General features: G+C 67.5%; 19 protein-coding genes and 1 tRNA gene. 18 read left to right on the plus strand and 2 right to left on the minus strand.

All coding sequences use genetic code 11. The annotated features are described in order from the left end of the window. The first annotated feature begins 5 nt into the window (after window positions 1–5). The 3 genes from OG627_RS20940 to OG627_RS20950 all read left to right on the plus strand — a co-directional run bounded on the left by OG627_RS20940 (window position 6) and on the right by OG627_RS20950 (window position 2,881). Window positions 6–434 carry a MaoC family dehydratase gene (locus tag OG627_RS20940; protein ID WP_329067322.1) on the plus strand — a complete coding sequence of 143 codons (429 nt, stop codon included), beginning with the start codon at window positions 6–8 and terminating at the stop codon, window positions 432–434. A gap of 100 nt (window positions 435–534) precedes the next feature. Continuing rightward, window positions 535–1,752 (plus strand): DHA2 family efflux MFS transporter permease subunit, encoded by a 1,218-nt coding sequence (locus OG627_RS20945; protein ID WP_329067324.1) that lies wholly within the window; start codon window positions 535–537, stop codon window positions 1,750–1,752. 73 nt (window positions 1,753–1,825) lie between these two features. Continuing rightward, the gene (locus OG627_RS20950) at window positions 1,826–2,881 is read left to right on the plus strand and encodes a UDP-N-acetylmuramate dehydrogenase (RefSeq protein WP_329067326.1); all 1,056 of its coding nucleotides are present in this window, start codon (window positions 1,826–1,828) and stop codon (window positions 2,879–2,881) included. A 27-nt stretch (window positions 2,882–2,908) separates the two neighbouring features. Here the strand turns inward: OG627_RS20950 and OG627_RS20955 are convergent, their stop codons facing one another. Beyond that, window positions 2,909–3,934 (minus strand): adenosine deaminase, encoded by a 1,026-nt coding sequence (locus OG627_RS20955; RefSeq protein WP_329067327.1) that lies wholly within the window; start codon window positions 3,932–3,934, stop codon window positions 2,909–2,911. A gap of 132 nt (window positions 3,935–4,066) precedes the next feature. Beyond that, entirely contained in the window at window positions 4,067–5,293 is a 1,227-nt protein-coding gene (locus OG627_RS20960) for a pyridoxal phosphate-dependent aminotransferase (RefSeq protein ID WP_329067329.1), read from the minus strand. Window positions 5,294–5,575: 282 nt separating this feature from the next. On the opposite strand from OG627_RS20960, the gene OG627_RS20965 reads away from it, so the two are divergent. The 15 genes from OG627_RS20965 to OG627_RS21035 all read left to right on the plus strand — a co-directional run bounded on the left by OG627_RS20965 (window position 5,576) and on the right by OG627_RS21035 (window position 25,458). Then, a tRNA-Trp gene (locus tag OG627_RS20965) sits at window positions 5,576–5,648 on the plus strand. A 108-nt stretch (window positions 5,649–5,756) separates the two neighbouring features. Beyond that, window positions 5,757–6,041: a preprotein translocase subunit SecE gene (gene secE / locus OG627_RS20970; protein ID WP_114622197.1), complete on the plus strand. Its 285-nt coding sequence runs from the start codon at window positions 5,757–5,759 to the stop codon at window positions 6,039–6,041. 72 nt (window positions 6,042–6,113) lie between these two features. Beyond that, window positions 6,114–7,019 carry a transcription termination/antitermination protein NusG gene (gene nusG / locus OG627_RS20975; RefSeq protein WP_329067333.1) on the plus strand — a complete coding sequence of 302 codons (906 nt, stop codon included), beginning with the start codon at window positions 6,114–6,116 and terminating at the stop codon, window positions 7,017–7,019. Window positions 7,020–7,195: 176 nt separating this feature from the next. Further along, window positions 7,196–7,630 (plus strand): 50S ribosomal protein L11, encoded by a 435-nt coding sequence (gene rplK, locus OG627_RS20980; protein WP_329067335.1) that lies wholly within the window; start codon window positions 7,196–7,198, stop codon window positions 7,628–7,630. Window positions 7,631–7,715: 85 nt separating this feature from the next. Continuing rightward, window positions 7,716–8,438 (plus strand): 50S ribosomal protein L1, encoded by a 723-nt coding sequence (rplA, locus tag OG627_RS20985; RefSeq protein ID WP_329067337.1) that lies wholly within the window; start codon window positions 7,716–7,718, stop codon window positions 8,436–8,438. Between the two features lie 172 nt (window positions 8,439–8,610). Continuing rightward, window positions 8,611–9,498 carry a DUF1396 domain-containing protein gene (locus tag OG627_RS20990; protein ID WP_329067338.1) on the plus strand — a complete coding sequence of 296 codons (888 nt, stop codon included), beginning with the start codon at window positions 8,611–8,613 and terminating at the stop codon, window positions 9,496–9,498. 255 nt (window positions 9,499–9,753) lie between these two features. Further along, window positions 9,754–10,314, plus strand: coding sequence for a 50S ribosomal protein L10 (rplJ, locus tag OG627_RS20995; RefSeq protein WP_329067340.1), 561 nt, complete (start codon window positions 9,754–9,756; stop codon window positions 10,312–10,314). Window positions 10,315–10,397: 83 nt separating this feature from the next. Then, window positions 10,398–10,781, plus strand: coding sequence for a 50S ribosomal protein L7/L12 (rplL, locus tag OG627_RS21000; protein WP_329067342.1), 384 nt, complete (start codon window positions 10,398–10,400; stop codon window positions 10,779–10,781). 609 nt (window positions 10,782–11,390) lie between these two features. After that, on the plus strand, window positions 11,391–14,873 hold the full coding sequence (gene rpoB / locus OG627_RS21005) for a DNA-directed RNA polymerase subunit beta (protein WP_329067344.1): 3,483 nt from the start codon (window positions 11,391–11,393) through the stop codon (window positions 14,871–14,873). 125 nt (window positions 14,874–14,998) lie between these two features. Then, window positions 14,999–18,913: a DNA-directed RNA polymerase subunit beta' gene (locus OG627_RS21010; RefSeq protein ID WP_329067346.1), complete on the plus strand. Its 3,915-nt coding sequence runs from the start codon at window positions 14,999–15,001 to the stop codon at window positions 18,911–18,913. A 338-nt stretch (window positions 18,914–19,251) separates the two neighbouring features. Further along, the gene (rpsL, locus tag OG627_RS21015; RefSeq protein ID WP_003948652.1) at window positions 19,252–19,623 is read left to right on the plus strand and encodes a 30S ribosomal protein S12; all 372 of its coding nucleotides are present in this window, start codon (window positions 19,252–19,254) and stop codon (window positions 19,621–19,623) included. 2 nt (window positions 19,624–19,625) lie between these two features. Beyond that, the gene (gene rpsG, locus OG627_RS21020; protein WP_030351427.1) at window positions 19,626–20,096 is read left to right on the plus strand and encodes a 30S ribosomal protein S7; all 471 of its coding nucleotides are present in this window, start codon (window positions 19,626–19,628) and stop codon (window positions 20,094–20,096) included. A gap of 38 nt (window positions 20,097–20,134) precedes the next feature. Then, on the plus strand, window positions 20,135–22,261 hold the full coding sequence (fusA, locus tag OG627_RS21025) for an elongation factor G (RefSeq protein ID WP_114622845.1): 2,127 nt from the start codon (window positions 20,135–20,137) through the stop codon (window positions 22,259–22,261). A 151-nt stretch (window positions 22,262–22,412) separates the two neighbouring features. Then, a complete protein-coding gene (tuf, locus tag OG627_RS21030; protein ID WP_114622844.1) occupies window positions 22,413–23,606 on the plus strand; it encodes an elongation factor Tu in 1,194 nt (397 codons plus the stop codon). A 433-nt stretch (window positions 23,607–24,039) separates the two neighbouring features. Further along, the gene (locus OG627_RS21035) at window positions 24,040–25,458 is read left to right on the plus strand and encodes a glycoside hydrolase family 43 protein (RefSeq protein ID WP_329067350.1); all 1,419 of its coding nucleotides are present in this window, start codon (window positions 24,040–24,042) and stop codon (window positions 25,456–25,458) included. Window positions 25,459–25,597: the final 139 nt, after the last annotated feature.

Genomic DNA, 25,597 nt, shown 5'->3' on the forward strand with positions numbered 1-25,597 from the left:
GGGCGATGACCGCGAAGATCGGTTACGACGACGTCGAGGTCGGCACGGAGCTGCCGGCCCAGAGCTTCCCCATCACCCGGGCGACGCTGGTGCGGTACGCGGGCGCCTCCGGGGACTTCAACCCGATCCACTGGAACGAGAAGTTCGCCAAGGACGTCGGGCTCCCGGACGTCATCGCGCACGGCATGTTCACCATGGCCGAGGCGATCCGGGTGGTCACGGACTGGGCGGGCGACCCGGGAGCCGTCGTCGAGTACGGCGTCCGCTTCACCAAGCCCGTCGTGGTGCCCAACGACGACGAGGGCGCGCTGGTCGAGGTCAGCGCCAAGGTCGGGGCGAAGCTGGACGACAGCCGGGTCCGGGTGGACCTGACGGCCATGAGCGCCGGGCAGAAGGTGCTGGGCATGTCCCGCGCCGTCGTCCAGCTCGGCTGAGACACGGCGGGAGGCTTCGGTCCCCTGCCGCGTAAGGGGCGCCCGCCATTGCGGGCGCCCCTTACGCGTTTCCCGGCTCGCCCCTTCCGTACGTAAGCGCTTGACATGGTGCAGGCTCTTCATGGCCGGCCTCACGGTCTTCACCGGCGCCTCCGCCGCCGCGGCCCTCTCGTCCGGCATCGATGCCCTGATCGCCGCCCGGGCCGTCCAGGGCGTCGGGGCGGCGAGCATGATGCCCCTCACGCTCACCCTGCTCACCGCCGCCGTCCCCGCCGAACGGCGCGGCGCGGCCCTCGGCGTCTTCGGCGCCATCACCGGCCTCGCCGTCGCCAGCGGCCCGCTCGTCGGCGGATCGCTCACCGAACACCTGTCCTGGCACTGGATCTTCTGGCTCAACGTCCCCATAGGACTCGTCCTGCTGCCGCTCGCCCGGCTCCGGCTGGCCGAGTCGTCCGCGCCCGGCGCCCGCCTCGACATCCCCGGCACGCTCCTCATCAGCGGCGGCCTCTTCGGCATCGTCTACGCGCTCGTCAACGCCAACGAGGACGGCTGGACCAGCGTCACCGTCCTGCTGGGCCTGTTCGCCGGCACCGCGCTGCTCGTCGCCTTCGTGCGGCACGGACTGCGCCGCCCGGACGCCATGCTGCCCATGCGGCTGTTCAAGGACCGCGCCTTCTCCGGGATCAACGCCGCGAGTCTGCTGATGTTCCTCGGCATGTTCGGCTCGATCTTCCTGCTCAGCCAGTTCCTCCAGGCGGTCGTCGGCTACAGCCCCACCGAGGCGGGGGTGCGGATGCTGCCCTGGACCGCGATGCCGCTCCTCGTCTCGCCGATCGCCGGTCTCGTCTCCGACCGGATCGGCGGCCGTCCCGTCGTGGCCACCGGGCTGGCGCTCCAGGCCGTCGGACTGGCCTGGTTCGCCCAGGTCCTCGGGCCCGACCTGTCGTACGCGGCCCAGCTGCCGCCCCTGATCATCAGCGGCATCGGCATGGGCCTGTACTTCGCCCCGGCCGCCAGCCTCGTCATGTCCAGCGTCCGCACCACCGAACAGGGCATCGCCTCCGGGACCAACAACGCCCTGCGCGAGGTCGGCGGCGCGCTCGGCGTCGCCGTCCTCGGCGCGGTCTTCGCCGCGCGCGGCGGGTACGACAGCCCCGACACCTTCGTCGACGGCACGGTCCCCGCCCTGTGGATCGGCGCCGGAGCCGTGGCGCTCGCGGCGCTGCTCATCCCGGGCCGGGGCGCGCGCGGACCGGCCGAGGCCGAGGGGGAGAAGAAGGGGGAGGCGGACCGGCGCGACCTGACCACCGTGGCCTGAGCGCCGCCGACCCGACCGCGGTCCGGCCCCGCGCGGAGGAACGCGCGCGGGGCCGGACCGTACTCTTGTCCCCGTGCAGGAACTCCACGATGCCCCCCTCGCCCCCCTGACCACCTTCCGCCTCGGCGGCCCCGCGGCCCGGCTGGTCACGGCCACCACGGACGAGGAAGTGATCGCCGCCGTACGCGAGGCGGACGACTCCGCCACCCCGCTGCTGATCATCGGCGGCGGCAGCAATCTGATCATCGGGGACAAGGGCTTCGACGGCACCGCCCTGCGCATCGCGACCAAGGGCTTCGCCCTCGACGGCACCGCCCTGGAGCTGGCCGCCGGCGAGGTCTGGACCGACGCGGTGGCCCGCACGGTCGAGGCGGGCCTCGCGGGCGTCGAGTGCCTCGCCGGGATCCCCGGCTCGGCCGGCGCCACCCCGATCCAGAACGTCGGCGCGTACGGCCAGGAGGTGTCCAGCACCATCACGGAGGTCGTCGCCTACGACCGCGTCGCCCGCGAGCGCGTCACCCTCACGAACGCCGACTGCGGCTTCGCGTACCGCCACAGCCGCTTCAAGCAGCACCCGGGCCGCTGGGTCGTGCTGCGGGTCCGCTTCGGCCTTGAGGACGCGGGCGGTCTCTCCGCCCCCCTGAAGTACGCGGAGACCGCCCGCGTCCTCGGTGTCGCGCCCGGCGACCGGGTGGACGCCGCCACCGCCCGCGACACCGTGCTGAAGCTGCGCGCGGGCAAGGGCATGGTGCTGGACCCCGAGGACCACGACACCTGGTCGGCCGGCTCCTTCTTCACCAACCCGATCCTCACCGAGGGCCAGTTCGCGGACTTCGTCGCCCGCGCGCGGGCCCGCCTGGGCGACGACGTGACGCCGCCCGGATTTCCCGAGGGGGAGGGGCGTACGAAGACCTCCGCCGCCTGGCTGATCGACAAGGCGGGCTTCACCAAGGGGTACGGCACGGGCCCGGCCCGGATCTCCACCAAGCACACCCTCGCCCTGACCAACCGGGGCGCGGCGACCACCGAGGACCTGCTCGCGCTGGCGCGCGAGGTGGTCGCCGGGGTCCACGCGGCCTTCGGGATCACCCTGGTCAACGAGCCAGTGACGGTGGGCGTCAGCCTGTAGCGGGTTGTCCGGCCGGACAACCCGCGTTCAGGCGGCCAGCCAGGCGTCGATGCCCGCGAGCAGCTTGTCCCGCACGTCCGCCGGCGCCGCCGAGCCCCGTACCGACTGACGGGCCAGCTCGGCCAGTTCGGCGTCGGTGAAGCCCTGGTGCCGCCTGGCCAGCTCGTACTGGGCGGCCAGCCGGGAGCCGAACAGCAGCGGGTCGTCCGCGCCCAGCGCCATCGGGACCCCGGCGTCGAACAGCGTCCGCAGCGGAACGTCCTCCGGCTTCTCGTAGACGCCCAGCGCCACATTGGAGGCCGGGCAGACCTCGCAGGTCACCCCGCGCTCGGCGAGCCTGCGCAGCAGCTTCGGGTCCTCGGCGGCCCGTACGCCGTGCCCGATCCGGGACGCGCTCAGATCGTCCAGGCAGTCCCGCACGGAGGCGGGGCCCGTCAGCTCGCCGCCGTGCGGCGCGGCCAGCAGCCCGCCGTCCCTGGCGATCGCGAAGGCCCGGTCGAAGTCCCTGGCCATGCCCCGGCGCTCGTCGTTGGAGAGCCCGAAGCCGACGATGCCCCGGTCCGCGTAGCGCACCGCGAGCCGGGCCAGGGTCCTCGCCTCCAGTGGATGCTTCATCCGGTTCGCCGCGACCAGGACGCGCATCCCGAGGCCGGTGTCCCTGGAGGCCGCGTCCACGGCGTCCAGGATGACTTCCATGGCGGGGATCAGTCCGCCCAGGTGCGGGGCGTACGAGGTGGGGTCGACCTGGATCTCCAGCCAGCCGGAGCCGTCCCGTACGTCCTCCTCGGCGGCCTCGCGCACCAGCCGCTGGATGTCCTCGGGCGAGCGCAGACAGGACCGGGCGATGTCGTACAGCCGCTGGAAGCGGAACCAGCCGCGCTCGTCGGTGGCGCGCAGCTTGGGCGGCTCGCCGCCGGTGAGGGCGTCGGGGAGGTGGACGCCGTACTTGTCGGCGAGTTCCAGCAGGGTGGTCGGGCGCATCGAGCCGGTGAAGTGCAGATGCAGATGAGCCTTGGGCAGCAGGCTGAGATCGCGGGGGATGGTGCTCTCCATCCGTAGATCCTGCCGCACGGATCGGCGGAGCGGCAGCCACTTTCCCCGATCCTGGTCTTGTCCGAACGCAAAAACGGGCTTCCGGTCGGCACCGGAAGCCCGTTCTCAGCCCACTCAATTGAGTGAGCAGGGTCAGTCCTGGGCCTCGCCCAGCAGCTTCCGCATCCGCGCGACGCCCTCCGCCAGGTCCTCGTCGCCCAGCGCGTACGACAGCCGCAGGTAGCCCGGCGTACCGAACGCCTCGCCCGGGACGACCGCGACCTCGGCCTCGTCCAGGATCAGCGTGGCCAGCTCGACCGAGGTCCGGGGGCGCTTGCCGCGGATCTCCTTGCCGAGCAGGGCCTTCACCGACGGGTACACGTAGAACGCGCCCTCGGGCTCCGGGCAGAGGACGCCGTCGATCTCGTTGAGCATGCGCACGATCGTCCGGCGGCGCCGGACGAAGGCGGTCCGCATCTCGGCGACGGCGGTGAGGTCACCGGTGAGCGCCGCGATGGCGGCGACCTGCGCGACGTTGGAGACGTTGGACGTGGCGTGCGACTGGAGGTTGGTCGCGGCCTTGACGACGTCCTTGGGGCCGACGATCCAGCCCACCCGCCAGCCGGTCATGGCGTAGGTCTTCGCGACGCCGTTGACCACGACGCACTTGTCGCGCAGCTCGGGGACGACGGAGGGCAGCGAGGTGAAGGCGGTGTCGCCGTAGACGAGGTGCTCGTAGATCTCGTCCGTCAGGACCCAGAGTCCGTGCTCCAGGGCCCAGCGGCCGATCGCCTCGGTGTCGGCCGCGCTGTAGACGGCGCCCGTCGGGTTGGACGGGGAGACGAAGAGGACGACCTTCGTACGCTCCGTACGGGCCGCCTCCAGCTGCTCGACGGAGACCCGGTAGCCCGTGGTCTCGTCGGCCACGACCTCGACCGGCACGCCGCCGGCCAGCCGGATCGACTCCGGGTACGTCGTCCAGTACGGCGCCGGGACGATGACCTCGTCGCCCGGGTCGAGGATCGCCGCGAACGCCTCGTAGATCGCCTGTTTGCCGCCGTTGGTCACCAGGACCTGGGCCGGCTCGATCTCGTAGCCAGAGTCCCGCTTCGTCTTCGCGACGATGGCGGCCTTCAGCTCGGGGAGCCCGCCGGCCGGCGTGTACCGGTGGTACTTGGGGGTGCGGCAGGCCTCGACGGCGGCCTCGACGATGTAGCCGGGCGTCGGGAAGTCGGGCTCACCGGCGCCGAAGCCGATCACCGGACGCCCGGCGGCCTTGAGGGCCTTCGCCTTGGCGTCCACGGCGAGGGTCGCGGACTCGGAGATCGCGCCGACGCGCGCGGAGACCCGGCGCTCGGTGGGAGGGGTTGCAGCGCTCATGAAGCCCATGGTCCCAGACCCGAAACCTCGGCGGCACGTAGGTTTCGTCGGATGGACACATAAAAGGATGAGAGAAGGACGGGAGGGGGAGCGGCTCACGCGGGTGCCGCGTGCCGGCGGAGACGGGCGGCGCCGGGAAGCCTTCCTGGGCACGTCCCGGGGAAGCTGTTCGACGCACGGCCCGTGAACACGTACACTCACTCGTCGTTGGCCTTCAGCAGCCAGGTCCGTACCGGGCACTCCGTGCACCCGGTTGGATGCGGTAGGTTGGGGAAAACACAAAGGGTCGTAGCTCAATTGGTAGAGCACTGGTCTCCAAAACCAGCGGTTGGGGGTTCAAGTCCCTCCGGCCCTGCTACACACACCTTCGCCAGGGTGTGTGCGCATGTACGTACATTCAATGCATCGCCGTGCGGCTCCCCCGGGCGCGGCACGGTCACGACCCGGAATCAGGTGAGAGAGCGTGACGGACGCCGTGGGCTCCATCGACAAGCCTGATGCCGACGATGAGTCCGCCGAGTCGAAGAAGCCCCGTAAGGGTGGCAAGCGAGGCAAGAAGGGCCCTCTGGGCCGCCTCGCACTCTTCTACCGCCAGATCGTCGCAGAGCTGCGCAAGGTCGTCTGGCCGACTCGTAGCCAGCTGACGACGTACACGACAGTCGTGATTGTCTTCGTGGTCGTCATGATCGGTCTGGTGACCGTGATTGACTATGGCTTCCAGCAAGCAATCAAGTACGTCTTCGGCTGATCCCGCGAAGGGCGCCCGGTGCGGCGCCCCTTTCGCGTGTTCCACCCATTGAGCCAGGAAGAAGCAGCCACCGTGTCTGACCCGAAACTGAACGACGCCAGCGAGTCGGTGGAGTCCCGAGAGGACGAAACCGGCATCGTCGAGGCGGCGGACGCTGTCGAGCCAGACCAGGCCGAAGCCGCTGACATCGCCGCGGGCGAGCCGGCCGAGGAGGCCGCTGTCCACCCCGAGGCCGACGAGCGGGACGCCGACGAAGCGGCCGATACGGAGTCGGACGCCGACGACGACACGGACGCCGCTGTCGAGGCCGAGGCCGGCGACACGGACGAGGACACCGAGGACGAGACCGCGGCTCCCGCGGTCGACCCGGTCGAGGCCCTCCGTGAAGAGCTGCGCACGCTGCCCGGCGAGTGGTACGTGATCCACACCTACGCGGGCTACGAGAAGCGCGTCAAGGCCAACCTGGAGCAGCGCGCCGTCTCGCTGAACGTCGAGGAGTTCGTCTACCAGGCCGAGGTCCCCGAGGAAGAGATCGTCCAGATCAAGAACGGCGAGCGCAAGAACGTTCGCCAGAACAAGCTCCCGGGCTACGTCCTGGTGCGCATGGATCTGACGAACGAGTCCTGGGGCGTCGTCCGCAACACCCCCGGCGTCACCGGCTTTGTGGGCAACGCCTACGACCCGTACCCGCTGACCCTGGACGAGATCGTCAAGATGCTCGCCCCGGAGGCCGAGGAGAAGGCGGCGCGCGAGGCCGCCGAGGCCGAGGGCAAGCCGGCTCCGTCCCGCAAGGTCGAGGTCCAGGTGCTGGACTTCGAGGTCGGCGACTCGGTCACCGTCACCGACGGTCCGTTCGCCACGCTCCAGGCGACCATCAACGAGATCAACGCGGACTCGAAGAAGGTCAAGGGCCTGGTGGAGATCTTCGGTCGCGAGACCCCGGTCGAGCTGAGCTTCGACCAGATCCAGAAGAACTGAGTCCGACCCCAGGACCGAGTTCGCCCCGCAGCTTCCGACAGGTCAGACAGGCTCCGACAGCTGTCTGACCTGTCGGTTTTTGGCCGTGCAGCTATACCCGTTATCGTTGTGCGGTATGCCTCCGTCCGGATGACCGGATGGCGGCCGAAAACTCTCACTAGGACCCGGAGAGAGCAATGCCTCCCAAGAAGAAGAAGATCACGGGGCTTATCAAGCTCCAGATCAAGGCCGGCGCGGCCAACCCGGCTCCGCCGGTCGGCCCCGCGCTGGGTCAGCACGGCGTCAACATCATGGAGTTCTGCAAGGCCTACAACGCCGCGACCGAGTCGCAGCGTGGCATGGTCGTGCCGGTGGAGATCACGGTCTACGAGGACCGCTCCTTCACCTTCATCACGAAGACGCCGCCGGCCGCGAAGCTGATCCTCAAGGCCGCGGGTGTGGACAAGGGCTCCGGCGAGCCGCACGTCAAGAAGGTCGCGAAGCTCACCCGCGACCAGGTGCGTGAGATCGCCACCACGAAGATGCCCGACCTCAACGCCAACGACCTGGACGCCGCCGAGAAGATCATCGCCGGCACCGCCCGTTCCATGGGCGTCACGGTCGAGGGCTGACCCGTCCGGGCAGCACCACCCAGTGGCAGGACCATGCGCGGTCCGGACCACGAACTCCACACGCGATGAACCCCCAGGAGACGAAGTGAAGCGCAGCAAGGCACTCCGTGGCGCGGAGGCCAAGATCGACCGGGAGCGTAACTACGCCCCGCTCGAGGCCGTCCGTATCGCCAAGGACACCACCGCCACCAAGTTCGACGGCACCGTCGAGGTGGCCATGCGGCTGGGCGTCGACCCGCGCAAGGCCGACCAGATGGTCCGTGGCACCGTGAACCTCCCGCACGGCACCGGCAAGACCGCCCGGGTCCTGGTCTTCGCGACCGGTGACCGCGCCGAGGCCGCGCGTGCCGCGGGCGCCGACATCGTCGGCGCCGACGAACTGATCGACGAGGTTTCGAAGGGCCGTCTGGACTTCGACGCCGTCGTCGCCACCCCGGACCTCATGGGCAAGGTCGGCCGTCTCGGCCGCGTCCTCGGCCCGCGTGGTCTGATGCCGAACCCGAAGACCGGCACCGTCACCCCCGATGTCACCAAGGCTGTCAACGACATCAAGGGCGGCAAGATCGAGTTCCGCGTCGACAAGCACTCGAACCTGCACTTCATCATCGGCAAGGTTTCCTTCGACGAGACGAAGCTGGTCGAGAACTACGCGGCGGCGCTGGAGGAGATCCTCCGTCTGAAGCCGTCCGCCGCCAAGGGCCGCTACATCAAGAAGGCCACACTGGCCACCACGATGGGCCCCGGCATCCCGCTGGACGCCAACCGCACCCGTAACCTCCTCGTCGAGGAGGACCCGGCCGCCGTCTGACACTGACGGCAGTCGCGGGTCGCACCGCAGGCACGCAGCCGGTCCCCGTACCTCTCCGGAGGTGCGGGGACCGGCTCGTTCCGGCGCGGGGGTATCCGGAGGGCACTGTCCGAGGCAGGCGGTACAGTCACGGGACATCTGAAACACCTGTGTCATTCCTGTGGGGGGAATCATGAACTCGATGTACCGGACCGCCGCGGTGACCGCGCTCGGCGGCTTGCTGCTCTGTTCCACCGTGGCCTGTTCGTCCTCGGACTCCGCCGACTCGGCTTCCTCGTCGCCTTCCGTCTCCTCGTCGTCGGTCGAGATGACCCCGGCGGCCGCCATCAAGCGGGCCGCCGGCAAGAACGAGAAGATCACCTCTCTCTCCTACACGATGGAGGGGAAGGTCCCGGGTGAGGGGACCGTCTCGGGCGACGTGGCGATGAGCGTGAAGCCGCCGGCCATGCGGATGAAGATGGCGGGCGAGTCGGAGGGCGAGAAGGAGGAGATCGAGATCCTGCTCACCTCCGACGGCATGTACATGGGGGGTGACAGCGCCGCGGCCGATCCGGAGATGGACGGCAAGCGCTGGATCAAGTTCCCCATGGGCTCTCTCGACGACATGTCCGCCGCCGGCGGCGAGAACCCGCTCGGCGGGCTGTCCAGCCAGGTGGACCGCAACCCGGCCGCCGAGTCCGCTTCCCTCGCCCTCGCCAAGGACCTGAAGAGGGTCGGCGAGGAGACCGTCGACGGGGTCAAGACCACGCACTACCAGGGCTCCCTCCCGCTCAGCGCCATGAAGGCGGAGCTGAAGGGCCTCGACGCCGAGACGAAGAAGAAGCGCGAGAAGAGCCTCAAGGCGTACGAGGACATGGGCATCGAGAAGCTCACGATGGACATGTGGATCGACGGGGACGACCTCACCAAGCAGTTCCGTACCCGGGCGACCACGGAGTCCGGGCCGCTCGACATGACGGTCAAGTTCGGCGAGTACAACAAGCCGGTCGAGATCAAGGCCCCGCCGGCCTCCGAGGTGGCCGACCTCGGCGAGATGATGAGCGGGGCCGAAGGGAGCTGACCGGCTGATTTGCCGGAGGCGCCCGTCCTCACGTAGTCTTCCCCAGAAGCCAAAGACCGCTGGTCGTTGCCGCGTCCTCGCAAGAGGGTGCGGTGGCCGAAGGATCCGCTAGCTGCGGACGACCTGCGCAGGTGACTGTGGAAAGCTCCCGGATTCCATTCGGTTGAGCTACGCCCCGTGCGCCTGCGCCGGGGCGTTTCGTTTTGCCCAGCCCCTTCTGAGCGGTCCTCATCACCCGGAAGGAGGCCGACGCTCATGGCAAGGCCCGACAAGGCTGCCGCGGTAGCCGAGCTGACGGACAAGTTCCGCAGCTCGAATGCCGCTGTGCTGACCGAGTACCGGGGTCTCACCGTGGCGCAGCTCAAGGAGCTGCGCCGTTCTCTCGGTGAGAACGCCCAGTACGCCGTGGTGAAGAACACGCTGACCAAGATCGCGGCCAACGAGGCCGGGATCAACACGCTGGACGACCTGTTCGCGGGTCCGACGGCGGTTGCCTTCGTCACCGGTGACCCGGTGGTGTCGGCGAAGGGTCTTCGTGACTTCGCCAAGGACAACCCGAATCTCATCATCAAGGGCGGTGTCCTTGACGGTAAGGCGCTGACCGCCGATGAGATCAAGAAGCTCGCGGACCTCGAGTCCCGTGAGGTTCTGCTCGCCAAGCTGGCCGGAGCCATGAAGGGCAAGCAGTCGCAGGCTGCCGCGCTCTTCCAGGCGCTTCCGTCGAAGTTCGTCCGCACCGCGGAAGCTCTTCGTGCCCAGAAGGAAGAGCAGGACGGTGCCGGTACGCCGGCCCCCGTCGAGGCCGACTCCGAGTAATCACGCTCGGTCGGCCACAGCGGGCCGGTACGCCCGCGGAACTGTACATACGGCACCAGCCGAATAGTGGAAGGACCGCCATCATGGCGAAGCTCACCCAGGACGAGCTGCTCGCGCAGTTCGAGGACATGACCCTCATCGAGCTCTCCGGCTTCGTGAAGGCCTTCGAGGAGAAGTTCGACGTCACGGCCGCCGCCCCGGTCGCCGCTGCCGCCGCCGGTGGCGCTGCCGCCGCCGTCGAGGCCGAAGAGGTCCAGGACGAGTTCGACGTCATCCTCACGGGTGCCGGCGAGAAGAAGATCCAGGTCATCAAGGTCGTGCGTGAGCTGACCTCGCTGGGCCTCAAGGAGGCCAAGGACCTCGTGGACGGCGCCCCGAAGCCCGTCGTCGAGAAGGTCGACAAGGCCGCCGCCGACAAGGCCGCCGAGGCCCTCAAGGGCGCCGGCGCCTCCGTCGAGGTCAAGTAACCCCACGCGGGCCCGTCACCGGCCGCTGAGAGGCCCCCTGAGGGGATCCTGGCGTACGGAGACGGTCCCGGCGCCGTGAGGCGCAGCGTTGACGCGAAGGGCGATCACCCAGTCGGGTGGTCGCCCTTCGCCGTTCCGGCAGGGGGTGCCTTGCTCTTCCGCCCGTGGCGAGTATCGTGATCATCGCCGTGCTTTCCGTACGCCCAGTGACCTCGCACACGGGGTGGGGGGCCTTGACGAACCGCACGCAGCGCGCAATTCTCAGGACGCGTCGTCACAATCGATCCGCATCCGAGGCATGGATCGATGGCTAAGAGGGCAGTAACGATGTGCGCCTACGACACGAGGCTTGGCGCGGTTGAGACATGCAGTTGAGACAAGGGTGTTGAGAAAAACGAGGGTGTCGGAAAACCCGCTCTGGACATCAGTGTGCCAAGTGGCTACACTGACCCTTTGCGCTGCCTGTTAGCTGCTCCCTGCCCGTCACCAGGGGCACCCCCTCGCAAGAGCATCGGTGAGTGATCGGCCCTGAACTGGGCTTTCCCTCTCCGTGCCCCGCTTGGGACCGGTACGCGCGTAGTGAGTCCGAGCCCTCGGAAGGACCCCCTCTTGGCCGCCTCGCGCAACGCCTCGACCACGAATACGAACAACGGCGCAAGCACTGCCCCGCTGCGCATCTCCTTTGCAAAGATCAAGGAGCCGCTTGAGGTTCCGAACCTTCTGGCGCTCCAGACCGAGAGCTTCGACTGGCTGCTCGGCAACCCCGCCTGGAAGGCTCGTGTCGAGGCGGCTGTCGAGAGTGGACAGGACGTCCCCAGGAAGTCGGGTCTGGAGGAGATCTTCGAGGAGATCTCCCCGATCGAGGACTTCTCCGGGTCGATGTCGCTGACCTTCCGCGACCACCGCTTCGAGCCCTCCAAGAACTCGATCGACGAGTGCAAGGACCGGGACTTCACGTTCGCGGCCCCCCTCTTCGTCACCGCCGAGTTCACCAACAACGAGACCGGCGAGATCAAGTCCCAGACGGTCTTCATGGGCGATTTCCCGCTCATGACCAACAAGGGCACCTTCGTCATCAACGGCACCGAGCGTGTCGTGGTGTCCCAGCTGGTGCGCTCGCCGGGTGTCTACTTCGACTCCTCCATCGACAAGACGTCCGACAAGGACATCTTCTCCGCCAAGATCATCCCGTCCCGGGGTGCCTGGCTGGAGATGGAGATCGACAAGCGCGACATGGTCGGTGTCCGCATCGACCGCAAGCGCAAGCAGTCCGTCACCGTCCTCCTCAAGGCTCTCGGCTGGACGACCGAGCAGATCCTCGAAGAGTTCGGCGAGTACGAGTCCATGCGCGCCACCCTGGAGAAGGACCACACCCAGGGCCAGGACGACGCGCTCCTCGACATCTACCGCAAGCTGCGTCCGGGCGAGCCGCCGACGCGCGAGGCCGCTCAGACGCTGCTCGAGAACCTCTACTTCAACCCGAAGCGCTACGACCTCGCGAAGGTCGGCCGCTACAAGGTGAACAAGAAGCTCGGCGCGGACGAGCCGCTGGACGCCGGAGTGCTCACCACCGACGACGTCATCGCGACCATCAAGTACCTGGTCAAGCTGCACGCCGGTGAGACCGAGACGGTCGGCGAGAACGGCACGCAGATCGTCGTCGAGACCGACGACATCGACCACTTCGGCAACCGCCGTCTGCGCAACGTCGGCGAGCTCATCCAGAACCAGGTCCGTACGGGTCTGGCGAGGATGGAGCGCGTCGTGCGTGAGCGCATGACGACCCAGGACGTCGAGGCGATCACGCCGCAGACCCTGATCAACATCCGGCCGGTCGTCGCCTCCATCAAGGAGTTCTTCGGCACCAGCCAGCTGTCGCAGTTCATGGACCAGAACAACCCGCTGTCGGGTCTCACCCACAAGCGCCGTCTCTCGGCGCTCGGCCCGGGTGGTCTGTCCCGTGAGCGGGCCGGCTTCGAAGTCCGTGACGTGCACCCCTCGCACTACGGCCGCATGTGTCCGATCGAGACCCCCGAAGGCCCGAACATCGGCCTGATCGGCTCGCTCGCCTCCTACGGCCGGGTCAACGCGTTCGGCTTCGTGGAGACGCCGTACCGCAAGGTCGTCGACGGTGTCGTCACCGACGACGTCGACTACCTGACGGCCGACGAGGAAGACCGCTTCGTCATCGCGCAGGCCAACGCGACGCTCTCCGAGGACATGCGCTTCACGGAGCCCCGCGTGCTGGTCCGCCGCCGTGGCGGCGAGGTCGACTACATCCCGGGCGACGACGTCGACTACATGGACGTCTCGCCGCGCCAGATGGTGTCGGTCGCGACCGCGATGATCCCCTTCCTGGAGCACGACGACGCCAACCGTGCCCTCATGGGCGCGAACATGATGCGTCAGGCCGTGCCGCTGATCACGTCCGAGGCGCCGCTCGTCGGCACCGGCATGGAGTACCGCTGCGCGGTCGACGCCGGTGACGTCATCAAGGCGGAGAAGGAAGGTGTGGTCCAGGAGGTATCCGCGGACTACATCACCGTCGCCAACGACGACGGCACGTACACCACGTACCGGATCGCCAAGTTCTCCCGCTCCAACCAGGGCACCTCGGTCAACCAGAAGGTTGTCGTCAACGAGGGCGACCGGGTCGTGGAGTCCCAGGTCCTCGCCGACGGGCCGGCCACCCAGCAGGGTGAGATGGCGCTCGGCAAGAACCTGCTCGTGGCGTTCATGCCGTGGGAGGGCCACAACTACGAAGACGCGATCATCCTCAGCCAGCGGCTGGTCCAGGACGACGTCCTCTCCTCGATCCACATCGAGGAGCACGAGGTCGACGCCCGGGACACCAAGCTGGGCCCCGAGGAGATCACCCGCGACATCCCGAACGTCTCCGAGGAGGTCCTCGCGGACCTCGACGAGCGCGGCATCATCCGTATCGGTGCCGAGGTCGTCGCCGGGGACATCCTGGTCGGCAAGGTCACGCCCAAGGGCGAGACCGAGCTGACCCCGGAGGAGCGGCTGCTCCGCGCGATCTTCGGTGAGAAGGCGCGCGAGGTCCGTGACACCTCACTGAAGGTGCCGCACGGCGAGATCGGCAAGGTCATCGGCGTCCGCGTCTTCGACCGCGAGGAGGGCGACGAGCTGCCGCCCGGCGTCAACCAGCTGGTCCGCGTGTACGTCGCGCAGAAGCGCAAGATCACCGATGGTGACAAGCTCGCCGGCCGGCACGGCAACAAGGGCGTCATCTCGAAGATCCTGCCGATCGAGGACATGCCGTTCCTGGAGGACGGCACCCCGGTCGACATCATCCTCAACCCGCTCGGCGTGCCGTCCCGGATGAACCCGGGACAGGTCCTCGAAATCCACCTCGGCTGGCTCGCCAGCCAGGGCTGGAAGGTCGAGGGCAACGAGGAGTGGATGGAGCGGCTGAAGGCCATCGGCGCCGACGAGGTCGCGCCCGGCACGAACGTCGCCACACCGGTCTTCGACGGCGCCCGCGAGGACGAGATCTCCGGACTCTTCGAGTCCACGATCCCGAACCGCGACGGCGAGCGGATGGTCAAGGGCTCCGGTAAGGCCCGGATGTTCGACGGCCGCTCCGGTGAGCCGTTCCCGGACCCGATCTCGATCGGGTACATGTACATCCTCAAGCTCCACCACCTGGTCGACGACAAGCTGCACGCCCGCTCGACCGGCCCGTACTCGATGATCACCCAGCAGCCGCTGGGTGGTAAGGCCCAGTTCGGTGGCCAGCGCTTCGGTGAGATGGAGGTGTGGGCGCTGGAGGCTTATGGCGCCGCTTACGCCCTCCAGGAGCTGCTGACGATCAAGTCCGACGACGTGACCGGCCGCGTGAAGGTCTACGAGGCCATCGTCAAGGGCGAGAACATCCCCGAGCCCGGCATTCCCGAGTCCTTCAAGGTGCTCATCAAGGAAATGCAGTCGCTCTGCCTCAACGTGGAGGTGCTGTCCTCGGACGGCATGTCCATCGAGATGCGTGACACGGACGAGGACGTCTTCCGCGCGGCGGAGGAGCTCGGTATCGACCTGTCCCGGCGCGAGCCGAGCAGCGTCGAAGAGGTCTGACGGGTTCGCCGGCCGGATCGCGTATCCGGCCGGCTCTCCCCGGACCCGTTCAGACCATTGCTGAAGTGCCCCATCTACTCGCTGACGCGAGGGGCTCGAACCCCCGAAAGAGGGATTGACGACAAGTGCTCGACGTCAACTTCTTCGACGAGCTGCGGATCGGCCTTGCCACCGCGGACGACATCCGGACCTGGTCGCACGGCGAAGTGAAGAAGCCGGAGACCATCAACTACCGCACGCTCAAGCCCGAAAAGGACGGACTCTTCTGCGAGAAGATCTTCGGTCCGACCCGGGACTGGGAGTGCTACTGCGGCAAGTACAAGCGTGTCCGCTTCAAGGGCATCATCTGTGAGCGCTGTGGCGTCGAAGTCACCCGCGCCAAGGTGCGCCGTGAGCGGATGGGCCACATTGAGCTGGCCGCACCCGTCACCCACATCTGGTACTTCAAGGGCGTGCCCTCGCGCCTCGGGTACCTGCTCGACCTCGCGCCGAAGGACCTCGAGAAGGTCATCTACTTCGCCGCGTACATGATCACGTTCGTGGACGAGGAGCGCCGCACCCGCGACCTGCCCTCGCTGGAGGCGCACGTCTCCGTCGAGCGTCAGCAGGTCGAGAACCGTCGCGACTCCGACCTCGAAGCCCGCGCCAAGAAGCTCGAGACCGACCTGGCCGAGCTGGAGGCCGAGGGCGCCAAGGCCGATGTGCGCCGCAAGGTGCGCGAAGGCGCCGAGCGTGAGATGAAGCAGCTGCGCGACCGTGCGCAGCGCGAGATCGACCGCCTCGACGAGGTGTGGAGCCGCTTCAAGAACCTCAAGGTCCAGGACCTGGAGGGCGACGAGCTGCTCTACCGCGAGCTGCGCGACCGCTTCGGCACGTACTTCGACGGCTCGATGGGCGCCGCGGCGCTCCAGAAGCGTCTGGAGTCCTTCGACCTCGACGAGGAGGCCGAGCGCCTCCGCGAGATCATCCGTACCGGCAAGGGCCAGAAGAAGACCCGTGCGCTCAAGCGCCTCAAGGTCGTCTCCGCGTTCCTCCAGACCAGCAACAGCCCCAAGGGCATGGTGCTGGACTGCGTGCCGGTCATCCCGCCGGACCTGCGTCCGATGGTGCAGCTGGACGGTGGCCGCTTCGCGACCTCCGACCTGAATGACCTGTACCGCCGTGTGATCAACCGGAACAACCGCCTCAAGCGTCTCCTTGACCTCGGTGCCCCCGAGATCATCGTGAACAACGAGAAGCGGATGCTCCAGGAGGCCGTCGACGCGCTGTTCGACAACGGCCGCCGCGGTCGCCCGGTGACCGGCCCCGGCAACCGCCCGCTGAAGTCCCTGAGCGACATGCTCAAGGGCAAGCAGGGCCGGTTCCGTCAGAACCTCCTCGGCAAGCGAGTCGACTACTCGGCCCGTTCCGTGATCGTCGTCGGTCCGCAGCTCAAGCTGCACCAGTGCGGTCTGCCGAAGGCGATGGCGCTGGAGCTGTTCAAGCCGTTCGTGATGAAGCGCCTGGTGGACCTGAACCACGCGCAGAACATCAAGTCGGCGAAGCGCATGGTCGAGCGCGGCCGTACCGTCGTGTACGACGTGCTCGAAGAGGTCATCGCCGAGCACCCGGTGCTGCTGAACCGTGCGCCCACCCTGCACCGTCTGGGTATCCAGGCGTTCGAGCCGCAGCTCGTCGAGGGCAAGGCCATCCAGATCCACCCGCTCGTCTGCACCGCGTTCAACGCGGACTTCGACGGTGACCAGATGGCCGTGCACCTGCCGCTCTCCGCGGAGGCGCAGGCCGAGGCGCGCATCCTGATGCTCTCCTCGAACAACATCCTCAAGCCGGCCGACGGCCGTCCGGTCACCATGCCCACCCAGGACATGGTGCTCGGCCTCTTCTTCCTCACCACGGACGAGGAAGAGCGCGTCGTCAAGGGCGAGGGCCGGTCCTTCGGCTCCACCGCCGAGGCCACCATGGCCTTCGACAACCGGGAGCTGTCGCTCCAGGCGAAGGTCGACATCCGCTTCCCGGTGGGCACCATCCCGCCGCGCGGCTGGACCCCGCCGGCCGACGCCGAGGCCGACACCAACGGCACCGCCGTCGCGTGGCAGCAGGGCGACCCGTTCCGGTTCCGTACCACCCTGGGCCGCGCGCTCTTCAACGAGCTGCTGCCCGAGGACTACCCGTTCGTCGACGACTCGGTCGGCAAGAAGCAGCTCTCCGAGATCGTCAACGACCTCGCCGAGCGCTACCCCAAGGTCATCGTGGCGGCGACGCTCGACAACCTGAAGGCGGCCGGCTTCTTCTGGGCGACCCGTTCCGGTGTCACCGTCGCCATCTCCGATGTCGTCGTGCCCGAGGCGAAGAAGGCGATCGTCCAGGGTTACGAGGCGCAGGACGAGAAGGTCCAGAAGCAGTACGAGCGCGGTCTGATCACCAAGGACGAGCGCACCCAGGAGCTCATCGCGATCTGGACCAAGGCGACCAACGAGGTTGCCGAGGCGATGAACGCGAACTTCCCGAAGACCAACCCCATCTTCATGATGGTCAACTCGGGTGCTCGTGGAAACATGATGCAGATGCGTCAGATCGCCGGTATGCGTGGTCTGGTGTCCAACGCCAAGAACGAGACGATTCCCCGTCCCATCAAGGCGTCCTTCCGTGAGGGTCTGTCCGTACTGGAGTACTTCATCTCCACGCACGGTGCCCGTAAGGGTCTGGCCGACACCGCCCTGCGTACCGCCGACTCGGGTTACCTGACCCGTCGTCTGGTGGACGTCTCGCAGGACGTCATCATCCGCGAGGAGGACTGCGGCACCGACCGCGGTCTGAAGCTGCGGATCGCCGAGCGCGGCGCCGACGGGGTGCTCCGCAAGGCGGAGGACGTCGAGACGTCCGTGTACGCGCGGATGCTCGCCGAGGACGTCGTCGTCGACGGCAAGGTCATCGCGCCGGCCAATGTCGACCTGGGCGATGTCCTGATCGACGCCGTCGTGGCCGCCGGGGTCGAGGAGGTCAAGACCCGCTCGGTCCTGACCTGCGAGTCCGCGGTCGGCACCTGTGCCTTCTGCTACGGCCGCTCGCTGGCCACCGGCAAGCTGGTCGACATCGGTGAGGCGGTCGGCATCATCGCCGCCCAGTCCATCGGTGAGCCCGGTACCCAGCTGACGATGCGTACCTTCCACACCGGTGGTGTGGCCGGTGACGACATCACCCAGGGTCTGCCCCGAGTCGTCGAGCTGTTCGAGGCCCGTACGCCCAAGGGTGTCGCCCCGATCTCGGAGGCGGCCGGCCGCGTCCGTATCGAGGAGACCGAGAAGACCAAGAAGCTCGTCGTCACCCCGGACGACGGCAGCGAGGAGACGGCGTTCCCGATCTCCAAGCGTGCCCGTCTGCTCGTGGGCGAGGGCGACCCGGTCCAGGTGGGCCAGAAGCTCACCGTCGGTGCCACCAACCCGCACGACGTGCTGCGGATCCTCGGTCAGCGCGCGGTCCAGGTCCACCTGGTCGGCGAAGTCCAGAAGGTCTACAACTCGCAGGGTGTGTCGATCCACGACAAGCACATCGAGATCATCATCCGGCAGATGCTGCGCCGCGTGACGATCATCGAGTCCGGCGACGCCGAGCTGCTGCCGGGCGAGCTGGTGGAGCGCTCGAAGTTCGAGACCGAGAACCGTCGTGTGGTCACGGAAGGCGGCCACCCGGCCTCCGGCCGTCCGCAGCTGATGGGTATCACCAAGGCGTCGCTGGCCACCGAGTCGTGGCTGTCGGCGGCGTCCTTCCAGGAGACGACCAGGGTCCTGACCGACGCGGCGATCAACGCCAAGTCGGACTCCCTGATCGGCCTCAAGGAGAACGTCATCATCGGTAAGCTCATCCCGGCCGGTACGGGCCTGTCCCGCTACCGCAACATCCGGGTCGAGCCGACCGAGGAGGCCAAGGCCGCCATGTACTCGGCCGTCGGCTACGACGACATCGATTACTCGCCGTTCGGCACGGGCTCCGGCCAGGCCGTTCCGCTGGAGGACTACGACTACGGTCCGTACAACCAGTGAGGCGTGAGTGAACGGAGGGCGGCCGTCCCGTACGGGACGGCCGCCCTCCGGGCGTTGGAGGGCCCTGTACGGGCCCGTGGAGCCGCTGGTGCGCCGGGGTGCCCGGCATTTGTTTTGACCGGAGTGGATGAGGTAGGTACGCTCAGACCTTGTGCCTGGGGTGTGCCTGGGCTCCTGTGCGTGTCTTCAGCCGCATCAGGGGTCCGAGTACCGGCCACCGCAATCTGCGCCTTCCTCGCTCTCGGCGAGGGCTTTGCAGTATTCGACACACCCGACCGCGTGGGTCGGGAGGTGTTCCAGGTTAGTTTCACTAACGGCACACAGAAACCGGAGAAGTAGTGCCTACGATCCAGCAGCTGGTCCGGAAGGGCCGGCAGGACAAGGTCGAGAAGAACAAGACACCCGCGCTTGAGGGTTCGCCCCAGCGTCGTGGCGTCTGCACGCGCGTCTTCACGACCACCCCGAAGAAGCCGAACTCGGCCCTCCGTAAGGTCGCGCGTGTGCGTCTGACCTCCGGCATCGAGGTCACGGCCTACATTCCGGGTGAGGGACACAACCTGCAGGAGCACTCGATCGTGCTCGTGCGCGGTGGCCGTGTGAAGGACCTGCCGGGTGTTCGTTACAAGATCATCCGCGGTTCCCTCGACACCCAGGGTGTCAAGAACCGCAAGCAGGCCCGCAGCCGCTACGGCGCCAAGAAGGAGAAGTAAGAATGCCTCGTAAGGGCCCCGCCCCGAAGCGCCCGGTCATCATCGACCCGGTCTACGGTTCTCCTCTTGTCACGTCGCTCATCAACAAGCTTCTGCTCAACGGCAAGCGTTCCACCGCCGAGCGGATCGTGTACGGCGCCATGGAGGGCCTGCGCGAGAAGACCGGTAACGACCCGGTCATCACCCTCAAGCGCGCGCTTGAGAACGTGAAGCCGACCCTTGAGGTCAAGTCCCGCCGTGTCGGTGGCGCCACCTACCAGGTGCCGATCGAGGTCAAGCCCGGTCGCGCCGCCACCCTGGCCCTGCGCTGGGTCGTGGGTTACTCCCGCGCCCGTCGCGAGAAGACCATGACCGAACGCCTCATGAACGAGCTGCTCGACGCCTCCAACGGTCTCGGCGCCTCGGTCAAGAAGCGTGAGGACACGCACAAGATGGCCGAGTCCAACAAGGCCTTCGCGCACTACCGCTGGTAGTCGCTACCCACATCGAGACCGAGAGAAGATTGAGCCTTATGGCCACCACTTCGCTTGACCTGGCCAAGGTCCGCAACATCGGGATCATGGCCCACATCGACGCGGGCAAGACGACGACCACCGAGCGCATCCTCTTTTACACCGGTGTGAGCTACAAGATCGGTGAGGTCCACGACGGCGCTGCCACGATGGACTGGATGGAGCAGGAGCAGGAGCGCGGCATCACGATCACGTCTGCCGCGACGACCTGTCACTGGCCGCTCGACGACGTCGACCACACCATCAACATCATCGACACCCCGGGTCACGTGGACTTCACGGTCGAGGTGGAGCGTTCGCTCCGCGTCCTCGACGGTGCCGTCACCGTGTTCGACGGTGTCGCCGGTGTGGAGCCGCAGTCCGAGACCGTCTGGCGCCAGGCGGACCGTTACGGCGTGCCGCGTATCTGCTTCGTCAACAAGCTCGACCGGACCGGCGCGGAGTTCCACCGCTGCGTCGACATGATCAAGGACCGCCTGGGCGCGGTCCCGATCGTCATGCAGCTTCCGATCGGTGCCGAGGCCGACTTCAAGGGCGTCGTCGACCTCGTGACGATGAAGGCCTTTGTCTGGTCCGCCGAGGCCGCCAAGGGCGAGATGTACGACGTCGTCGACATCCCGGACACGCACACCGAGGCGGCCGAGGAGTGGCGCGGCACGCTGCTGGAGACCGTCTCCGAGCACGACGACGAGCTGATGGAGCTGTACCTGGAGGGCACCGAGCCCACCGTGGAGCAGCTGTACGCGGCGATCCGCCGTATCACCATCGCCTCCGGCAAGTCCTCGGGCACCACGGTCACCCCGGTGTTCTGCGGTACCGCGTTCAAGAACAAGGGCGTCCAGCCCCTGCTCGACGCGGTCGTGCGCTACCTGCCGACCCCGCTCGACGTCGAGGCCATCGAGGGCCACGACGTGAAGGACCCCGAGCTGGTCGTCAAGCGCAAGCCCTCCGTGGACGAGCCGCTCGCGGCGCTGGCCTTCAAGATCATGAGGGACCCGCACCTGGGCAAGCTCACCTTCATCCGGGTGTACTCCGGCCTGCTCCAGTCCGGCACCGCGGTGCTGAACTCGGTGAAGGGCCGCAAGGAGCGCATCGGCAAGATCTACCGTATGCACGCGAACAAGCGTGAGGAGATCGAGTCGGCGGGCGCCGGTGACATCGTCGCCGTCATGGGCCTGAAGCAGACCACCACCGGTGAGACGCTGTGCGACGACAAGAACCAGGTGATCCTGGAGTCCATGGACTTCCCGGCCCCGGTGATCGAGGTCGCGATCGAGCCCAAGTCCAAGGGTGACCAGGAGAAGCTGGGTGTAGCCATCCAGTCTCTCGCGGAGGAGGACCCCTCCTTCCAGGTGCACAGCAACGAGGAGACCGGCCAGACCGTCATCGGCGGCATGGGCGAGCTCCACCTCGAGGTGCTGGTCGACCGCATGCGCCGCGAGTTCAAGGTCGAGGCGAACGTCGGCAAGCCGCAGGTCGCCTACCGTGAGACGATCCGTAAGACCGTCGAGCGTGTGGACTTCACGCACAAGAAGCAGACCGGTGGCACCGGGCAGTTCGCCAAGGTGCAGATCATGATCGAGCCCATCGAGGGTGGCGACACCTCGTACGAGTTCGTGAACAAGGTCACCGGTGGCCGTATCCCGAAGGAGTACATCCCTTCGGTGGACGCCGGCGCGCAGGAGGCCATGCAGTTCGGCATCCTCGCGGGCTACGAGATGACCGGCGTGCGCATCACGCTGCTCGACGGTGGCTACCACGAGGTCGACTCCTCGGAGCTGGCCTTCAAGATCGCCGGTTCGCAGGCGTTCAAGGAAGGTGCCCGCAGGGCGTCTCCCGTGCTCCTTGAGCCGATGATGTCCGTCGAGGTGACGACGCCCGAGGACTACATGGGCGATGTCATCGGCGACATCAACTCCCGCCGTGGCCAGATCCAGGCCATGGAGGACCGGTCCAACGCCAAGGTCGTCAAGGGCCTGGTGCCGCTGTCGGAGATGTTCGGCTACGTCGGAGACCTCCGCAGCAAGACCTCGGGTCGCGCAAGTTACTCGATGCAGTTCGACTCCTACGCCGAGGTTCCCCGGAACGTCGCCGAGGAGATCATCGCGAAGGCCAAGGGCGAGTAACTCTTCCGAGTCCACGCTTTAGGCTTGTCACCGGCAAGCCCTGGGGCGCCCCCGCCGCAACACGGCGGGAGTACCCCGGGGACCCGGCATCCCAGCAAAGATCACCTGGCGCCGATGAGTAAGGCGTACAGAACCACTCCAGGAGGACCCAGTGGCGAAGGCGAAGTTCGAGCGGACTAAGCCGCACGTCAACATCGGCACCATCGGTCACATCGACCACGGTAAGACGACCCTCACGGCCGCCATTACCAAGGTGCTGCACGACGCGTACCCGGACCTGAACGAGGCCTCGGCCTTCGACCAGATCGACAAGGCTCCTGAGGAGCGCCAGCGCGGTATTACGATCTCGATCGCGCACGTCGAGTACCAGACGGAGTCGCGTCACTACGCGCACGTCGACTGCCCCGGTCACGCCGACTACATCAAGAACATGATCACGGGTGCGGCGCAGATGGACGGCGCCATCCTCGTGGTCGCGGCCACCGACGGCCCGATGCCGCAGACCAAGGAGCACGTGCTCCTGGCCCGCCAGGTCGGCGTGCCGTACATCGTTGTCGCCCTGAACAAGGCCGACATGGTGGACGACGAGGAGATCCTCGAGCTCGTCGAGCTCGAGGTTCGCGAGCTGCTCTCCGAGTACGAGTTCCCGGGCGACGACCTTCCGGTCGTCAAGGTCTCGGCGCTCAAGGCTCTTGAGGGTGACAAGGAGTGGGGCCAGACCGTCCTCGACCTGATGAAGGCCGTCGACGAGTCCATCCCGCAGCCCGAGCGCGACGTCGACAAGCCGTTCCTGATGCCGATCGAGGACGTCTTCACGATCACCGGTCGTGGCACCGTCGTCACCGGTCGTATCGAGCGTGGTGTCCTCAAGGTCAACGAGACCGTTGACATCGTGGGCATCAAGCAGGAGAAGACCACCACCACGGTCACCGGCATCGAGATGTTCCGCAAGCTGCTCGACGAGGGCCAGGCCGGTGAGAACGTCGGTCTGCTCCTCCGTGGCATCAAGCGCGAGGACGTCGAGCGCGGCCAGGTCATCATCAAGCCCGGTTCGGTCACGCCGCACACCGAGTTCGAGGCCCAGGCCTACATCCTGTCGAAGGACGAGGGTGGCCGTCACACCCCGTTCTTCAACAACTACCGCCCGCAGTTCTACTTCCGTACCACGGACGTAACGGGCGTGGTGACCCTTCCCGAGGGCACCGAGATGGTCATGCCGGGCGACAACACCGTCATGACGGTCAACCTGATCCAGCCGGTCGCCATGGAGGAGGGCCTCAAGTTCGCCATCCGTGAGGGTGGCCGGACCGTCGGCGCCGGCCAGGTCACCAAGATCAACGTCTGATCATCCTCGGATGATCGGATCTGATCCGGCCTGGTAGCTCCCCGGAGCGATCAGCGAGGGCCCCGCTCGCCGTCCTTATGGACGGTGGGCGGGGCCCTTGTCTTTGCTCTGCGGGGTATTGCCGGGGGGAGCGGTGGGTCGGGTTGCGCTGCGATTGATCCCGCTGTACTTGGTCTGCCTTGTCGGCGCTCGTTTCAGGCACGAGGCCCGTGCCGTGCCGGGCCGCTTCGGATCGCCGGCCTCGGCGGTCCGGGGCAGGCGGCGGGCGCAGGTCGTGCGCGGGGCCGCTGGATCTGACGCGCCGATTGTTTCGAAAGGGCGCGGGAGTGATTGACGTGCACCCGCCACACCCCTAGCTTCTGATCGGTTTCCCGAACTGTGTTCGATATATCGGCCACTGTCCCCGCACGGACCTTCGGACCCTGGAGAGCAGATGAGTGCAAGCAGTACCAGCGGCAGCACCGGCCCCGGTCCCGCCCCCCGCCCCTCGCGGCGGCTGATCCTCGGCCTGGCCGCGACCGTACCGCTGGCTCTGACCGGAACGCTGGGTGCCGGCGCGTCGTCCGCGTACGCCGCCGACTCCGCCTATGTCATGGGCTACTTCACCGAGTCCCCGAACGGACTGGGGGACGACTACGGTCTGCACCTGGCCGTCAGCACCGACGGCCTCCAGTGGACGCCGCTGAATCAGAACAACCCCGTGGTCGTCCCCACCGCGGGCGCGGCCGGGCTGCGCGATCCGTTCATCATGCGCAAGCAGGACGGCACCTTCGTGGTCATCGCCACCGACCTCAAGGGCACCGACTGGAGCCGCAACAGCCAGTACATCCACGTCTGGGACTCCGCCGACCTGCGCACCTTCACCGGCTACCGGCTGCTGAAGCTGCACGACATGACCACCCACAGCTGGGCGCCCGAGGCGTTCTGGGACGCGGGGCGCGGCCGGTACGGGATCATCTACTCGTCCGTGAACTCCAGCGGCCACAACGTGATCATGGTGAACTACACCACCGACTTCCGGACGGTCACCTCCCCGCAGGTCTTCTTCGACCCCGGCTACGACGTCATCGACGGCGATCTCGCCGTGGGCGTGAACGGCGTCAACTACCTCTACTACAAGCGGGACCAAGGTCTGGTCGGCGCGCGGTCCACCACCCTCACCCCCGGCAGCTTCACCCCCTTCAGCACACCGGTCGCGCAGGGCGGCACCGAGGCGCCGACGCTGGTGAAGTCCCTGACCTCCGGCACCTGGTACCTGTGGGGCGACACGTACACGCCCAACGGCGTCTTCTACGCCTGGCAGAGCGGCGACCTCGCCGCGGGCACCTGGACCGCGCTGGACCAGCGCCGCTACACCCAGCCGGTCAACTCCAAGCACTGCACGATCGCGCCGATCACCGCGACCGAGTACGGCAACCTGGTGGCGCGGTGGGGCAGCCCCGCCTGGAACCGGCTGAAGTCCTACAACTACCCGGCCCGCTACGTCCGCCACGCCGACTACGTCGGCCGCATCGACCCCTACCCGTTCGACCCGTACACCGACGCGCAGTGGAAGCTCGTGCCCGGCCTGGCCGACAGCACGGGCGTGTCCTTCCAGTCGGTCGGCTACCCGAGCCGTTATCTGCGGCACTACAGCTACAACCTGCGGCTGGACGAGAACGACGGGACCTCGGCGTTCGCCGCGGACGCCACGTTCCACCGGACCGCCGGGCTGGCCGACGCCTCCTGGGCGTCCTTCCGCTCGTACAACTACCCGACGCGCTACCTCCGGCACGCCGACAACCTGCTGCGCATCGACCCGGTCTCCACCGCGACGGAGCTGGCCGACGCGACCTTCTACGTGGGCTACTAAGGGGCGGCGCCTCCGGGTTCGGCGACTTCCGCCAAGCTTCATCACTCGTCTCTCGCGGGGCATGGTCCTGACCATGAAGTGCCTCTATCGTCACTGCCGATCTCCAGCAGAGCGCGGTGGACCGCGACGGACGAGAGGT

Origin of the sequence: Streptomyces sp. NBC_01429 (genome assembly GCF_036231945.1) — a bacterium.
In the GTDB taxonomy this organism is placed as follows: domain Bacteria; phylum Actinomycetota; class Actinomycetes; order Streptomycetales; family Streptomycetaceae; genus Streptomyces.

Excerpts from the sequence above, each read along its gene's own strand:
- OG627_RS20940 (WP_329067322.1), top strand. The coding sequence starts at position 6 with ATGACCGCGAAGATCGGTTACGACGACGTCGAGGTCGGCACGGAGCTG.
- OG627_RS20955 (WP_329067327.1), bottom strand. The coding sequence starts at position 3,934 with ATGGAGAGCACCATCCCCCGCGATCTCAGCCTGCTGCCCAAGGCTCAT.
- OG627_RS20960 (WP_329067329.1), bottom strand. The coding sequence starts at position 5,293 with ATGAGCGCTGCAACCCCTCCCACCGAGCGCCGGGTCTCCGCGCGCGTC.
- rplK (WP_329067335.1), top strand. The coding sequence starts at position 7,196 with ATGCCTCCCAAGAAGAAGAAGATCACGGGGCTTATCAAGCTCCAGATC.
- OG627_RS20990 (WP_329067338.1), top strand. The coding sequence starts at position 8,611 with ATGAACTCGATGTACCGGACCGCCGCGGTGACCGCGCTCGGCGGCTTG.
- rplJ (WP_329067340.1), top strand. The coding sequence starts at position 9,754 with ATGGCAAGGCCCGACAAGGCTGCCGCGGTAGCCGAGCTGACGGACAAG.
- rplL (WP_329067342.1), top strand. The coding sequence starts at position 10,398 with ATGGCGAAGCTCACCCAGGACGAGCTGCTCGCGCAGTTCGAGGACATG.
- rpsG (WP_030351427.1), top strand. The coding sequence starts at position 19,626 with ATGCCTCGTAAGGGCCCCGCCCCGAAGCGCCCGGTCATCATCGACCCG.
- fusA (WP_114622845.1), top strand. The coding sequence starts at position 20,135 with ATGGCCACCACTTCGCTTGACCTGGCCAAGGTCCGCAACATCGGGATC.
- OG627_RS21035 (WP_329067350.1), top strand. The coding sequence starts at position 24,040 with ATGAGTGCAAGCAGTACCAGCGGCAGCACCGGCCCCGGTCCCGCCCCC.